This is a genomic window from Pseudomonas sp. D47 (genome assembly GCF_045447305.1).
In the GTDB taxonomy this organism is placed as follows: Bacteria; Pseudomonadota; Gammaproteobacteria; order Pseudomonadales; family Pseudomonadaceae; genus Aquipseudomonas.
The window spans coordinates 13,642-28,296 of sequence record NZ_JBJGXU010000070.1 but is presented as its reverse complement, the minus strand read 5'-3'; the positions used below and the strand labels follow the sequence as shown (position 1 = coordinate 28,296).

Here is a 14,655-nt window from a genome sequence, read left to right as displayed (position 1 = left end):
GCGATGGGCCAAGGATGGCCCATGGCGGCGGCCCACGGATTCAAGCCGGAGTGAGGGCACACCGAGCCTAAGCGAGGTGCCGAGTGGTGGGGCAAGAGCCCTTTTGGTTACTTTTGGGGCTCTTTTCCAAAAGTGACCCGCTGTAAGAGCGGAACCAATATCAGCCATCACCCCAATAACGGATATGTACCCAGCAGACCCTCGACAACACCAATCCCCTCAAAGCTGATAATTCTTCAACTCCCGCGCAATCACCATCCGCTGAATCTCACTCGTCCCCTCATAAATCTGCGTAATGCGCGCATCCCGGTAATACCGCTCCACCGGGTAATCCTCCAGATACCCATACCCGCCATGAATCTGCATCGCCGAGGAGCAAACCTTCTCAGCCATTTCCGAGGCAAACAGCTTGGCTTGTGACGCTTCCGACAAACACGGCTTGCCAGCACTGCGCAACCGAGCGGCGTGCAGGATCAACAGACGTGCAGCATTCAAGCGCGTCTGCATATCAGCCAGCAAGTTAGCAACGCTCTGGTGCTCAATGATCGCCTTGTCGAATTGCACCCGATCCCGCGCATACGCCAGCGCCGCTTCAAACGCCGCACGGGCGATGCCCAAGGCCTGGGCGGCAATACCGATGCGCCCGCCCTCGAGGTTGGACAGGGCAATGGCCAGGCCTTTGCCACGCTCACCGAGCAAATTGGCCTCGGGCACCGTGCACTGGTTGAGGGTAACCGCGCAGGTATCCGACGCACGAATGCCCATCTTGTGTTCGGTGCGGTCGACCACAAACCCCGGCGTCTCGGTGGGCACCAGGAAAGCAGAAATACCTTTCTTGCCCAACTCCGGGTCCGTCACCGCAAACACAATAGCCAACTTGGCGCGCTTGCCATTGCTGACAAACTGCTTGGCGCCGTTGATCACCCACTGGCCATCGCGCAGTTCGGCACGGGTACGCAGGTTATGCGCTTCGGAACCGGCCTGGGGTTCAGTCAGGCAGAAGCAGCCGATGGCCTGGCCACTGGCAAGGTCGGGCAACCAGGTTTGCTTCTGCTCTTGTGTGCCGTAGTTGAGAATTGGCCCGCAACCGACTGAATTATGGATACTCATCAGCGCGCCGGTGGCGCCGTCACCGGCAGAGATTTCTTCGACCGCCAAAGCGTAGGCGACGTAATCAACGTAAGTGCCGCCCCATTCTTCAGGCACCACCATGCCCAGCAGGCCCAGTTCGCCCATCTTGGCCACCAAGGCGTCATCGATCCAGCCGGCCTTTTCCCAGGCTTGGGCGTGCGGGGCGATCTCGCCACGGGCAAAGTCGCGCGCCATGTCGCGAATCATTACTTGTTCTTCAGTATATTCAATGTCTTGCACGGCTTATCTCCCAACCTGCTTGAAGTTGTGGAAGAAGCTTTCCACATGGGTTGCGTCCAACCCGTGAATCGAGGGCGGGTTCCAGCGCGGGCTTTTGTCTTTGTCGATGATCAAGGCCCGAACGCCTTCGATCAGGTCACCGCGCTCGAACCATTGGCGGTCCAGGTGCAACTCCAGCGCAAAGCACTGCTCCAGCGGCAGGCGGCGGCCACGACGGAGCATTTCCAGGGTGACGGCCATTGCCAGCGGTGAGCGGGTTTGCATCAGGTTGGCGGTGGTCAACGCCCATTCATGGCTGTCGGCGACGGTGACTTGCTGCAACTGCTCGACAATGCTGGGCACGTCCGGCAGGGCGAAGAAGTGGTCGATGGCCGGGCGCAGGGCTGCCAACGGTGCATCGGGCAATTGCTGCACGGCCAACTTGGCGAGTACACCTTGCAGGTCCTTGAGCGGCGAGTCCTGCCATTGCAGGCGGTCGAGCTTCTGGTCGAGGTCGGCGAACTTGGCGCTGTCCAAGTACCAGTCCGCCAACCCGCAATACAGAGCGTCGGCGGCGCGAATCTGTACACCGGTTACGCCTAAGTAAATCCCCAGTTCGCCAGGAATGCGGGGCAGGAAGTAGCTGCCGCCCACGTCCGGGAAATACCCGATGGCCACTTCCGGCATCGCCAGGCGGCTGCGCTCGGTGACCACGCGCAGGTCGGCGCCTTGCACCAGGCCCATGCCGCCGCCGAGGACGAACCCGTCCATCAAGGCGAGTACGGGCTTGCGGTAATGATGAATGGCCAAGTCGAGGGCGTATTCTTCGACGAAAAAATCGGCGTGCAGGCTGTCGCCGTTCTTGAAGCTGTCGTAAAGGGAACGGATGTCACCCCCGGCACAGAAGGCTTTTTCGCCAGCGCCGCGCAGGACCACGGCATAGACTTGCGGATCATCCGCCCAGGCCTGCAGTTGCGAGGCGAGGCTGCGGACCATGTGCAGGGTAATGGCATTCAAGCCAGCGGGGCGGTTGAGGGTAAGGTGGCCGATATGGTTGCGCACCTCGGCCAGCACTTCTTCCTGAAGAGTATCGGCGCGGCTTGCTTCGGATGAAACCTGAGCAGTCATCTGTAACTCCCTGCTTTTATTGTTCTTTATCAAGATATTCGCGGGCGAACCCTCTCGTGATCCTACCAGTGCAAATTTGCCCAGTACAACCGTGAATCATGCAGGTCGTTTTTGCATTTATGCAGCAGGTCGACTGGCCAGCACTTCGCCAATGCTGCGGCGTCGCGCATGGCCTTGCGCCGCGTGGATCAGTTGTTCGAGTTCGGACGGTGCGACATCGTAGAACTGCTCCATCTCGGCCAACGCCTGCTTCAAGTCGGCCGCCGTTATCGAGGGGTCAGCGACCTGCGTGGCATTGCCCAGGACGACGGCCGGCGAGTCGACTGTACCTTTGGGATAACGCGTGCGGGTGACGTTGTTATACGCCAACGCACACGCCAGCAGCGCACCCGCGCCGAGCATGACCGGTGCGAGTTCCTGCCAACCCAGGGCAATCGACGCCGGGTCGGCGAGCACCAGGGTCATGGCCAGGCCACCGGCAGGTGGGTGCAGGCAACGCAGCCAGCACATCAGGATAACGGTCATGCCCGCTGCCAGGCAGGCACTGCCCAAGGTGCGCCCCAGTACCCGCGCGATCAGCAGCGCCACGACAGCGGCGCATAAATAGCTGCCGATGATCGACCACGGTTGGGCCAGCGCGCCGGATGACACTGCAAACAGCAGCACGGCTGACGCCCCCAGCGGCCCGAGCAAGTGCAAGGCCACCTCCAGGCCAAACAGCTGGGCGCACACCCAGACACTGAACAGCGTGCCCAGGGCCATGCCGATTGCGGCGCGGCTCCATTCGGCGGGGCGGGTGTTGATTGCAGCGGGTAACCAGCGAGCGAGCATCGAAGGGGTCCATAAACAGCAGGCGAAGAAAAAGGCTGATCAGGTCACCCGGAAAAGCCCTTTGAAAGTTCCAACGGTTGGGGGAGGAACTCGCACAGTGTGCCGCCCCGAATGCCAGCGCGCCAATGCATATTAATGAGGGTTGAATACAAAGATAATGCAGTCAAGTGGCTTCGTCGAATGGAGCAGGGCATTCCTTCTCTGCCCGTGCAGTACTCAGGCGTCCCAATACACGTGTATCCGCCTCTTCGTTGAACAGGTGTCGTTGCAGGTTTTCCAGCAGCGCGGGGTCGTCGGCCAGCGGCCCCTTCAACGCCACCAGGGCGTCACGCAGTTCCATCAACCGATCCAGTCTCGGCAGAGGAATAAGCAAGAGATCTTCCGGCACGGCATTGCCCTCTTAATGAAGTAAGTCACTGTGTGTCGCATGGCCTAATGCGTCCTTGTTGTTATCCAATGTGCACTTACCCCAGCCTCCCGAGATCGGGGCAGTAGATAGTTAATGCACTGGGCAACGAGTCTACATTTGGGTTCCAAGCGTCGGAAGACAACGCGCGACAGCCGTTACGCATAGCTATGTAGGGGGTTTCTTGGTGGTTATGACGAAAAACGCCCACTCCTGAAAGAGTGGGCGTTGTTTGTTAAACCGCCGCTATAAACGCGATCAAGGCGCGGGCGCCCTCGCCAGATGCAGCAACACATAGGGGTCTTTGTCGAACTCCCCAGTGAGCGTCGGGGTGAGCGTGCGCAAGCGCGGGTCTTGTAAGCGCTCAAAGTCTGCTGCACTCATCACCAGCCAGGCAGGCCCTTGCAGCGGCGTCAGGTCAGCGGACGTTTGGGTAAACAACGGCACCTTATCGCATCCGAAGTTGACCATGAACTTGATGGCTTTGGCATCTTTACCCAAGCCATGCAGTATCACCGGTGCCGGCTGTTGGCGGATCTGAGCCTTGACCGCGAGGCTGAACGTGCGGGCGTCGTAGAGCGTGCGCTCCAACGGTTCGACCACCACAATGTAGGTCGACCATAACGCCAGTACCGCCGCGAATGCCGGGGCCAATGGTCGCAAGCGCGGTTTCAACACGGCCAGCAGCGCCAGTACCTGAAGCACGCCCAATAGCGTGAACATCAGCCCAAGGCTGCTCAACTGTTCCGGGTAACGCTTGCGCGCCACCACCAGCCCGATCACCAACAATGCCGGCAACAGCGTCCAGATGCCCAGCATCAAGCCGCGCAACCCGGCGAACAATCGCCCCTGGCTGACCTGGAACGGGTAGGCCGCGATGATCGCCGCCATGGGGAGCATCGGCAGGATGTAACGGGCCTTTTTCGCCTGGGGTACCGACAAACCGAGCATCACCAGTAAACCGGCGGCCGCGCAGTACAGCACCAGCTGCAATGCCGGATCTGGCGCCCGTCGCCCACCGACTGCCACGGCCAGCAGCACCAACAAGGCCAGCGGGTAAGCCAAGGCATAATTGCCCATGGAACTGGTGAAGTAATACAGCACGCCGCTGGAGCCTTCGGTGCCGTCCATACGCCCCAGGAACTGCATGCGGATCACGTCCTGCATGAAGTCCTCGCCACCACTGAGCTTGGCCAGCAGCAGCAACAAACCGACACACGCCGCCAGCAACGCCAAGGCAATCAAGCCGAAGGTGAACAGTTGGCGCCATTGCCGGTTGAGCAGGTAATAGCTGCACAGCACGCCAGTGGGGATCACGAGGCCAATCGGCCCACGCACCGCAAAGCCGATAATCAGCAGCAGGAACAGCCAATGCAGGCGTTTAGCCGCGCCGAAGTGATCATGCGCATAACCTAGGTAGAACACCGCCAAAGCCACCGCGGCGAGCATCTGGTCCAGCGACACCGCACGAGTTTCGCTGATGAAGGTGCTGCTGAGCAGCAACATCGCGATACTCAGCAGGCCCCAGCGCGTGGAGTAGGGCGCTGTCAGGCGATACACCAGCGTGACGATCAGCGCCGAAGCGATGGAGGTGGGCAACCACGCGGTCAAGCTGGTGACTTGGCCGAACGGCAACGACAAGACCCACGTCAGCAACGTCGAGGTCGCCAGGTAGTCGGCGTAGGGCTGGCCATAGGTCGTGGGGAAGAAGCTCGGCCCATGGCGCAGCATTTCCTGGGCAAACAGCACAAAGCGCGAGTCAAACCCGATAATCGCCTGGTGCCAGTTACCCACTATAAACAGCACCAGGGCCAGGAGCCCAAGCCCCAGCGACTGGTGGCGGATCGTTGCGGTGAGCAGGGGCGGTTGAGCTCTATTCACGTCTCAGGCTTCCTTGACCTGCGGCACCCAGTTTTGCTGAGGGATCGGCAGTTCGCAGGAGTCACCTCGCCCTATTGGGAAGTATTTGAAGCCTTTGCGTGCCAGGCGCTCGCCGTCGTACAGGTTACGGCCGTCGAAGATCACCGGGTTTTTCAGGCGGGTGTGGATCAGGTCGAAATCCGGTGCCTTGAACTGCTGCCATTCGGTGCAGACGATCAGCGCATCAGCGCCGCTCAACGCCGATTCCGGCGTGCCCAGCAGGGTCAGGCGCGACTCGTCGCCGTAGATGCGCTGGGTTTCCTGCATGGCTTCAGGGTCAAACGCGCGCACATGCGCGCCCGCTGCCCACAGGGCTTCCATCAGCACACGGCTTGGCGCATCGCGCATGTCATCGGTGTTGGGCTTGAACGCCAGGCCCCACAAGGCGAAGGTTTTACCCTGCAAGTTGCCCTTGAAGTAGGCGTTGACGCGTTCGAACAGCTTGCTCTTCTGGCGCTGGTTGATGGCCTCAACGGCTTCGAGCAGGTCGCTGGAGCAGTTGGCTTGCTTGGCGCTGTGGATCAGGGCGCGCATGTCTTTGGGGAAGCACGAGCCGCCATAGCCGCAACCGGGGTAGATAAAGTGGTAGCCGATGCGCGAGTCGGCGCCGATGCCCAGGCGCACGGCTTCGATGTCGGCGCCCAGGTGCTCGGCCAGTTCTGCGATCTGGTTGATAAAGCTGATCTTGGTGGCCAGCATGCAGTTGGCGGCGTACTTAGTCAGTTCGGCGCTGCGCAGGTCCATGAAGATGATGCGGTCGTGGTTGCGGTTGAACGGCGCGTACAGGTCGCGCATCACTTCACGCACTTCTTCACGCTCGCAGCCGATGATGATGCGGTCCGGGCGACGGCAGTCCGCCACGGCCGAGCCTTCCTTGAGGAATTCCGGGTTGGAGACGATATCGAACTCCAAGTGGCGGCCGGCCACGCGCAGGCTCTTTTCGATGTGTGCGCGCAAGGTGTCACCGGTGCCGACGGGAACGGTGGATTTCTCGACCAGGATCACCGGCTCCACTCGGTGGCGGGACACGGCGTCGCCCACCGACAGCACGTATTTGAGGTCGGCCGAACCGTCTTCGTCCGACGGTGTGCCCACGGCGATGAACAGCACTTCACCGTGTTCAACCGCGAGTTTTTCATCAAAGGTAAAGTGCAGGCGTCCGCTTTCCAGGTTTTCCTTGACCATGGCTGCCAGACCCGGCTCGAAGATGGTCACGTGGCCTTTCTGCAGCGACTCGACCTTGCTCTTGTCCACGTCCATGCAGATCACATCGTGGCCGACTTCGGCCAATACGGTGGCCTGCACCAGACCAACGTAACCGCTACCAAATACACTGATTTTCATGGGGCATTCCTGGGGCTTGCAACGCTAGCACGACGAGAGTTAATGACCAGAACACCGAGGATGACCAGCGCCACCCCCAGGGTTTTCGAAAGCGAGAAATCTTCGTTGAACACCGGCAGGCTGGCAGCCAGCAGGTAGACCAACGCGTAGCTGATGCTGAGCAGCGAATAGGCGCGGCCCAGCGGCAGGTGCTTGAGTGCGCCAAGCCAGCAAAGCATCGACAGCGCATAGGCGATGATCGCCAGGATCACCACGCCCAAGGCGCCGAGGTCGATGGCATTGCTGTTGAACGCGTTCAGCCATTCGGCAGGCAGCGGCAGGCGCGTCATGCTCCAGCGCATGCCCAGTTGGGCGGCGCTGACCAGGCCGACGCTGCCCAACGCCAGGGCAAAGCCTTGAACCCGGCTCATACGTGACGCCCCAGCAACACCACACCGCCGATGACCAGTGCCACACCCAGCCAGTGACGGCCATCGATGTGTTCATGAAAGACAAACCGCGCCATCAGCGTGACCAGTACAAAATTAAGGCTGAGCATGGGGTAGGCGATGCCCACTTCCAGGCGCTGCAACACCAAAAGCCATACCAGCAAACCCAGGCCCAGGCACACCAGCGCCGACCACAGCCAAGGCGAACGCAGCTTTGGCGCCCAACCGTCCGGCTGGTCGCGCCAGCTTTCCACGGCAAACTTCTGCGAAACCTGGCCCATGCACGTAAGCAGGCACGCGCTTAATAAAAGAACCAGCGTGATCATGGCGCGGCCTGTGGGAATATCAGGATGACCAGATTGCCTTGCTCGTAACGCTTGCCGTCTTGGGGCAGCAGGTTCACTTCAGCGACTTCATCGTCGCCCTTGACCCGCATGACCACACCGACCGACCCTTGCTTACGCGCATCACTCATCCATTGCTGGACCTGAGTGGTGCCGATCTTGCGGTGGGCAGTGTCTGCGTAGGCAATGCCGTACTTCACTTCACCGACGGTGTTGTAAAGCGCGACATCCGGACGCCCCAGGCGCCAGGACAAGGCCGACGCCGCGCCCAAGTCATTGCTGAGCAAGGCGGTGGTCGATTGCAATTCCTGCTGGTGGTCGATGATGAACTGATCCGGGATCTTGTTGTAAACCACCGAGTGGGGCAGTGCAGCGGGTACAAGCAGTACCAGCAAACCACTGCCGATCAGCGGCGCGGCCCACAGTTTCAAAGGGCGAGCGGCTTGCAGCAGGTTGACCAGGATCCAGCCGAACAAGCAGGCAAACACCAGCACCAAGCTGAGGGTTTCCTCACCGTGTTCGTACACCGGCTTCTTCAATTGGAACCAACTGAGCGCCAACACGGCCAGCACACCGACACTCAAGTTCAGCCAACCGTTGATGCGCAAGGCGCGGCCATGGCCCTGGGCGAGCTTGTTGCTTAGGGTTGAACCCATCAGCAAAGCCAGCGGCAGCAGGCACGGCATGATGTAGGACGGCAACTTGCCTTTGGCCAGGCTGAAGAACGCCAGGGGCATCAACAGCCACAGCAGCAGGAACGCGGTTTTGGGCAGGCGTTTGTCCAACCATGCCTGTTTGACCGTGGACGGCAGCAAGGCAACCCAGGGCAACGAGAACGCGACCATCAGCGGCAGGTAGTACCAGAACGGTTCGGCGTGCTGGGCATCGTCACCGGCAAAGCGTTGGATATGCTCGTGCCAGAAGAAGAAGTTCCAGTAGTCCGGCTCTTGCAGGTGCACGGCCAGCGCCCAGGGCAAGCTGACAACAATGGCGACGACTACCGCCACCACGCCGTAACCGAGCAGTTCACCAAAGCGTTTCTGCCAGATGGCGTAGGGCAGGGCGATCAGCACCGGCAGCAGCCAGGCGAGAAAACCCTTGGTCATAAAGCCCATGCCGCAGGCAAAGCCGAGCAAGGCCCAAGACCATAAACGGCCACGGCGCGTGGTGCTGTCGAAGCAGAACCACAGCGCAACGCCGGTCAGGTTGACCCAGAAGGTGAATTGCGGGTCCAGGTTGGCGTAGCCGCCGAGCAACGCCACGCTGACAAAGCTCATGTACAGCACGGTGCTGACCAGGCTTTTTTGCGGGTCGTTCCACAGCCTGCGCGACACCAGGTACACCAGCAGGATGCTCAGCCCGGTGCTCAAGGCTGAGGCAAACCGCACGCCGAACAGGTTTTGCCCGAAGATCGCCTGGCCCAGCGCGATCATCCAGTAGCCGGCAGCCGGTTTTTCGAAGTAGCGAATGCCCATGAAGTGCGGTGAGGCCCACTTGCCGGTCAGCAGCATTTCCTGGCTGATCTGCGCGTAACGGGTTTCATCCGGGATCCACAGGCCGTGGGTGGCCAGCGGTAACAGGTAAAACGCGCCAAACGCCAGCAGGAGCAGGGGCAATGCCCAGCGCCGGATCATGCCTGTTGCACTCCGAGCCAACCCTCGCGGCCGCTGAGTGCACCGCGCACCAGCTGTTGCTGGGGCAGGGTGCTCACATCCGCAGGCAACAGGTCGCCCAGGGGGTTGAAGTCGATGCCGCGCTGCCCGGCCTGGGCGAGCAGCTGGCGAAAATCATCAGCCATCAGAATCCCTTCTACTTCTGCGTGGATCGTGTACACGTTCAGCTTCGATTCGGTAAAGCGGTCAAGAATGAAGCTGTTGAAGTCTTTGGCAGCCACTACCGGCCCGACGACTTCGTCGAAGGTCGGCAGGTCTACCGGAATTTGTGGGGTGCCCGCGCTGCCATCGGCCAGGGTTGGACGAAACAGGCTGGTGCCCCGGCAATCGCTGTTGTAGCGAAAGTTGAAACCTTGCTTGGCTTGCACCACGCGCTCATCGGCACGCCAACCGGCAGCCGCTGAACAGTCGATGCGTTCACCGAGGATGTCGCTCAAGGTGTCGACGCCACGGCGGATCTGCTCGACCAGCTGTGCATCGCTCCAGCGCCCGGTGTTGGCCTGCCAGCCGTGGTGGTCCCACGCGTGCAGGCCGACTTCATGCCCAGCAGCCTTGGCCTGGCGCATCAAATGCCCCAGGTCACGGCCAATCGGCTTGCCCGGCCAGGCGGTGCCGGCCAGCAAGATATCCCAGCCGTACAGCCCGGCGGCATTGGAACGCAGCATCTTCCACAGGAATTGCGGACGGATCAGGCGCCACAAGTGGCGCCCCATGTTGTCCGGCCCGACGCTGAAGAAGAACGTCGCTTTTACCGAGGCTTCATCCAGGGATTCGAGCAACCGCGGCACACCTTCACGGGTGCCACGGTAGGTGTCGACGTCGATGCGCAAGCCTGCCTTCATTATTTCTTGTCCGCGATTTCAAGCATGGCTTCGCGCAGGAAGAAATCCAGGGTGTTGCCGATGGTTTCGCTCATCTCAACGGTAGGCTCCCAGTTCAGCAGGCGCTTGGCGTTTTCGATGCTTGGCTTGCGGTGTGCCACGTCCTGGTAACCGGTGCCGTAGAACGCCTTGCTTTCGACGTCGCGGAAACCAGCGAACGGCGGGAAGTTGCTGCGCAGCGGGTGAGCTTCGAACTGACGCAGCAGCTCTTCGCCCAACTGACGGATGCTGGCTTCGTTTTCCGGGTTGCCGATGTTGATGATCTGGCCGTTGCACACATCGTTGTCGTTATCGATGATGCGCGCCAGGGCTTCGATGCCGTCGGCGATGTCGGTGAAGCAGCGCTTCTGCTCGCCACCGTCGAACAGGCGGATCGGCGTGCCTTCCACCAGGTTCAGGATCAGCTGGGTGATCGCACGGGAGCTGCCGATACGGGCCGAGTCCAGGCGGTCAAGGCGTGGGCCCATCCAGTTGAATGGACGGAACAGGGTGAAGTTCAGGCCCTTGTCGCCGTAAGCCCAGATCACGCGGTCCAGCAGTTGCTTGGAGACCGAGTAGATCCAGCGCTGCTTGTTGACCGGGCCCACCACCAGGTTGGAGGTGTCTTCGTCGAAATACTGGTCCTGGCACATGCCATAGACTTCGGAAGTCGACGGGAAGATCACGCGCTTGTTGTACTTGACGCAGTAGCGAACCAGTTTCAGGTTCTCTTCGAAGTCGAGCTCGAACACGCGCAGCGGGTTACGGGTGTATTCGATTGGCGTGGCGATGGCCACCAGCGGCAGGACCACGTCGCACTTCTTGATGTGGTACTCGATCCACTCGGAGTGAATGCTGATATCGCCTTCCACATAGTGGAAGTTAGGGTGGTTGCGCAGGCGCTCGATGGCGTCGGAGCCAATATCCAGGCCGTAGATTTCGTAACGGTCGTCACGCAGCAGGCGCTCGGACAGGTGGTTACCGATAAAGCCGTTCACACCCAGGATCAGCACGCGGGTACGACGTGGCTTGCGGCCGGACTCGGCGCCGCGCAGCACGGAACCGTCCACCAGGCCCAGTTCATCGGCCAGGGAAGGGCCTGCCAGGTACAGGCCGTTGGCGTTGCGTTGGCCGAACTTGACCACCAGCGAGTCTTGACCGCAGGCAATGCGCAGTGGGTTGACGCTGATCACGCGGCCTGGCGCCAGGCCTTCGTTGCCCTTGACCACTTCAGCTTGCCAAACGATCAGTTTGTGCTCGCCGACCGCGCAAAAAGCGCCCGGGTACGGCTGGGTCACGGCGCGAACCAGGTTGAACAGTTCTTCAGCCGGTTTTTTCCAGTCCAGCTTGCCATCGGCGGCGGTGCGGCGGCCGAAGTAGGTGGCTTGGCTTTCGTCCTGGACGGTTTCAGCCAGCTTGCCTTGGGCCAGTTGCGGCAGCGCGTCGCGCAGCAGGTTGGCGGCGGCGTCACGCAGTTTGGCGTGCAGGGTCAGGCCGGTGTCAGTGCGGTCAATGATGACTTTCTGGTGGGCCAGGATCGCGCCAGCGTCGGCACGCTTGACCATGCGGTGCAGGGTTACGCCGGTTTCGGTTTCGCCGTTGACCAGCACCCAGTTGGCCGGCGCGCGGCCACGGTATTTAGGCAGCAACGAACCGTGCAGGTTGAACGCGCCTTTGCTGGCGGTGGCCAGCAAAGGCTCGCTCAGCAGGTTGCGGTAGTAGAAGGAGAAGATGTAGTCCGGGTTCAGCTTGGCAATACGCTCGATCCACAGTGGGTGGTTGGCGTCTTCCGGCGCATGCACCGGGATGCCGTTGCGGGCGCAGAGTTGGGCGACGGAGCCGTAGAAATTGTTTTCCTTGGGGTCGTCGGCATGGGTGAACACGGCAGCAATGTCGTAGCCGGCGGTGAGCAAGGCTTCAATGCCTGCACAGCCAATATCGTGGTAAGCGAAGACAACAGCTTTTGAATTCATGACGAAACCTGATCGGAAGGAGAAGTAGAGGTATGGGAGGACACCAGGCCATCAACGACGACGACTGGAGCCGGTGCTGCCGGTTGGTTACGCAGCACTTTTTCAATAAAGAACCGTGGACGGGCACGAACGTCACTGTACATGCGGCCCAGGTATTCACCCAAGAGGCCCATGCCGATGAATTGGCCGCCGGTAAACACGAACAATACGGCGAACAGCACAAAAGTACCGTCGCCCGCCCAAGTGGCACCGAAGGCCAGTCGCATGACGATCAAGGCAAAAGCGAACAGCACGCCCAACGCCGCCATGCTGAAGCCGACAATGCTCAGCAGGCGCAATGGCGTGGTGGTCATGCAGGTCAGCAGGTCGAACATCAGGCTGATCAGGCGCATCGGGCTGTATTTGGACTCGCCATGTTCACGCTCGGCGTGGTGCACCAGGATCTCGGTGGTGTGGCGGGCAAAGCCGTTGGCCAGGATCGGGATAAAGGTGCTGCGTTCGCGGCAGGCGAGCATGGCGTCGACGATGGTGCGCCGGTAAGCGCGCAGCATGCAACCGTAGTCGGTCATGGCCACGCCGGTGGAACGCTGCACGGCCAAGTTGATCAGGCGCGAAGGCCAGCGGCGGAAGGCCGAGTCCTGGCGGTTGTTGCGTACGGTGGCAACCACGTCGTAGCCCAAGGCGGCTTGTTCGACCAGGCGCGGGATTTCTTCCGGCGGGTTCTGCAGGTCGGCGTCGAGGGTAATTACCACCTCGCCCCGGCACTGCTCAAAGCCGGCCATGATCGCCGCATGCTGGCCGTAGTTACGGTTGAGGATCACCGCCACTACGTTGCTGCCGTCTTGCGCGGCGGCGTCTTCCAGTAATTGGGCGGAATTGTCGCGACTACCATCATCCACCAGGATGATTTCGTATTCGTAGGCCAGTTGCTTGCAGGCTGCCGTCGTGCGACGCAGCAATTCAGGCAGGCTCTCTTGTTCGTTGTAGACCGGGATAACGATCGACACGCAATGAATAGGGTAGGGTTTCAAAGATTCATGACCTCGGGGCAAGAGCAGGTTGGAGCGTTGAAAACAGCAGTCATCAGCGGCTGGAGATTCAGAAAACTGATTAAACGTAGCGTGGGTATGCAGTGTTCATTCGACATTCCTGGGAAGGGCAATGTTTTCTTCCATGGGCTAGCAGAGTAAAGACCAAATTTGTGAAAGATAAAGCCGAATCAACACGTTAGTCATAGAACGCGCGGCTTGTTCTCAAGTCCTGCGGCCAAGATTAAGCGCAAAATTGTTGAACGAATATGAAAGGCGGATGAAAAACTCGTTTATTTGACAGGTAGACAGCTAGGGTTCAGCTAAACCGCAAAGCCGCCTTGGCCGCCATTGACGGGTAAATTTCGATGGTTTTTTCGGCGGTGCCGTCGGTCCTTGGTCTTATTCAACAATCTTCTCTGCATTGGCCCTCAAGTGCCGGTAAAGTAAGCCATCTCTTGCCAGGGTACTCGGATGAATAGCGTGCAGCTTTTACGCGGCCAGTTGCGGCCGGCGTTGATGGGATTGTGGATGGCTGTGGCCTGTGTCACGACCGTTCGCGCGGATGATGGGGTGGCGCTCACCACGGTCGAGCAGGTGCCGGAAGGCGTTGAAGTGCGCGGTAAACAAGTCGCGGCCTACAGCTGGGACGACCACCAAGGCAAGAATCTGCTGGTACTCGCCGAACAGGTCAGCGAGCGTGACGATGACGGCACCCAGTCGTCATTTGTCTACGCGGCCCAGTATTTGCTGGGCGGCGATCATCCCAAGCGGGTATGGATGCTCTATGACGATGTGCAGCATTGCCAATTCGATGCGGCACTGCGCTTTGACATGGCGGCGACTAAGGTTACCGACCTTGCCGGCGATGGCATCACCCAGGCCACCGTGGGCTATTCGCGCACCTGCACCAGCGATGTCAGCCCCAACGAATTCAAGTTGATCATGCACGTGGGCAAGTCCCAGAAGTACCGCCTGCGCGGTGTCGATCGCATCGGCGCGAGCTGGTGGGATGAGGAGGCCGGGGCGTTGCGTGGCATGCCGCTGCCCAAGGATTGCAGCGTTGCGGCGCAACAGGCGCTGGTCAGCCAGTACAAGGAGCAGGGCACTGAGTTGCCGTTGCCAGGCTGCTATGGCGATGAAAAGGACTTTGCCAAGGCGCCGGAGAGCTACCTGGCGTTTATGCGCCAGCATTGGTTTGCGCTGATGCACAAGCAAGACACCGAGTGGAGCCAGTCCCAGACCCAGCCGCAGCCCGAGGACCCGACCGAGGATGACGAGTCGGCTCCGTGATTTTGTGTGAGGGCCGCTACTGCGTTAGACTTGGCCCTCGCCAATTCACTAAATACTTCGATTAAACAACAGCTTGC

General features: G+C 60.4%; 13 protein-coding genes. 1 reads left to right on the top strand and 12 read right to left on the bottom strand.

Features of this window, described 5'->3' with window-relative positions:
* Positions 1-219: 219 nt before the first annotated feature.
* From ACI77I_RS27895 to arnC, 12 genes are all read right to left on the bottom strand, one after another.
* Positions 220-1,371 (bottom strand): acyl-CoA dehydrogenase family protein, encoded by a 1,152-nt coding sequence (locus ACI77I_RS27895; protein WP_094952616.1) that lies wholly within the window; start codon positions 1,369-1,371, stop codon positions 220-222.
* 3 nt (positions 1,372-1,374) lie between these two features.
* Complete coding sequence (locus ACI77I_RS27890) at positions 1,375-2,478, bottom strand: enoyl-CoA hydratase/isomerase family protein (RefSeq protein ID WP_406999396.1); 1,104 nt, start codon at positions 2,476-2,478, stop codon at positions 1,375-1,377.
* A 117-nt stretch (positions 2,479-2,595) separates the two neighbouring features.
* The gene (locus ACI77I_RS27885; protein ID WP_094952614.1) at positions 2,596-3,309 is read right to left on the bottom strand and encodes an HPP family protein; all 714 of its coding nucleotides are present in this window, start codon (positions 3,307-3,309) and stop codon (positions 2,596-2,598) included.
* 163 nt (positions 3,310-3,472) lie between these two features.
* Complete coding sequence (locus ACI77I_RS27880) at positions 3,473-3,661, bottom strand: type VI secretion system contractile sheath small subunit (protein ID WP_256589293.1); 189 nt, start codon at positions 3,659-3,661, stop codon at positions 3,473-3,475.
* 312 nt (positions 3,662-3,973) lie between these two features.
* On the bottom strand, positions 3,974-5,596 hold the full coding sequence (locus tag ACI77I_RS27875; protein ID WP_406999394.1) for an ArnT family glycosyltransferase: 1,623 nt from the start codon (positions 5,594-5,596) through the stop codon (positions 3,974-3,976).
* A gap of 3 nt (positions 5,597-5,599) precedes the next feature.
* The gene (locus ACI77I_RS27870) at positions 5,600-6,979 is read right to left on the bottom strand and encodes a UDP-glucose/GDP-mannose dehydrogenase family protein (RefSeq protein WP_094952612.1); all 1,380 of its coding nucleotides are present in this window, start codon (positions 6,977-6,979) and stop codon (positions 5,600-5,602) included.
* Complete coding sequence (arnF, locus tag ACI77I_RS27865) at positions 6,976-7,389, bottom strand: 4-amino-4-deoxy-L-arabinose-phosphoundecaprenol flippase subunit ArnF (protein ID WP_094952611.1); 414 nt, start codon at positions 7,387-7,389, stop codon at positions 6,976-6,978. The genes ACI77I_RS27870 and arnF overlap by 4 nt, the downstream gene beginning before the upstream one ends.
* Entirely contained in the window at positions 7,386-7,733 is a 348-nt protein-coding gene (arnE, locus tag ACI77I_RS27860; RefSeq protein WP_094952610.1) for a 4-amino-4-deoxy-L-arabinose-phosphoundecaprenol flippase subunit ArnE, read from the bottom strand. The genes arnF and arnE overlap by 4 nt, the downstream gene beginning before the upstream one ends.
* Entirely contained in the window at positions 7,730-9,385 is a 1,656-nt protein-coding gene (gene arnT, locus ACI77I_RS27855) for a lipid IV(A) 4-amino-4-deoxy-L-arabinosyltransferase (RefSeq protein WP_094952609.1), read from the bottom strand. Before arnT ends, arnE begins: the two co-directional genes overlap by 4 nt.
* A complete protein-coding gene (gene arnD / locus ACI77I_RS27850; RefSeq protein ID WP_242149522.1) occupies positions 9,382-10,266 on the bottom strand; it encodes a 4-deoxy-4-formamido-L-arabinose-phosphoundecaprenol deformylase in 885 nt (294 codons plus the stop codon). The genes arnT and arnD overlap by 4 nt, the downstream gene beginning before the upstream one ends.
* Positions 10,266-12,257 carry a bifunctional UDP-4-amino-4-deoxy-L-arabinose formyltransferase/UDP-glucuronic acid oxidase ArnA gene (gene arnA / locus ACI77I_RS27845; protein WP_406999392.1) on the bottom strand — a complete coding sequence of 664 codons (1,992 nt, stop codon included), beginning with the start codon at positions 12,255-12,257 and terminating at the stop codon, positions 10,266-10,268. The genes arnD and arnA overlap by 1 nt, the downstream gene beginning before the upstream one ends.
* Positions 12,254-13,288, bottom strand: a complete 1,035-nt coding sequence (arnC, locus tag ACI77I_RS27840; protein WP_094952606.1) for an undecaprenyl-phosphate 4-deoxy-4-formamido-L-arabinose transferase — start codon at positions 13,286-13,288, stop codon at positions 12,254-12,256. The genes arnA and arnC overlap by 4 nt, the downstream gene beginning before the upstream one ends.
* A gap of 471 nt (positions 13,289-13,759) precedes the next feature.
* On the opposite strand from arnC, the gene ACI77I_RS27835 reads away from it, so the two are divergent.
* On the top strand, positions 13,760-14,578 hold the full coding sequence (locus ACI77I_RS27835; RefSeq protein WP_406999390.1) for a M949_RS01915 family surface polysaccharide biosynthesis protein: 819 nt from the start codon (positions 13,760-13,762) through the stop codon (positions 14,576-14,578).
* Positions 14,579-14,655 lie beyond the last annotated feature (77 nt).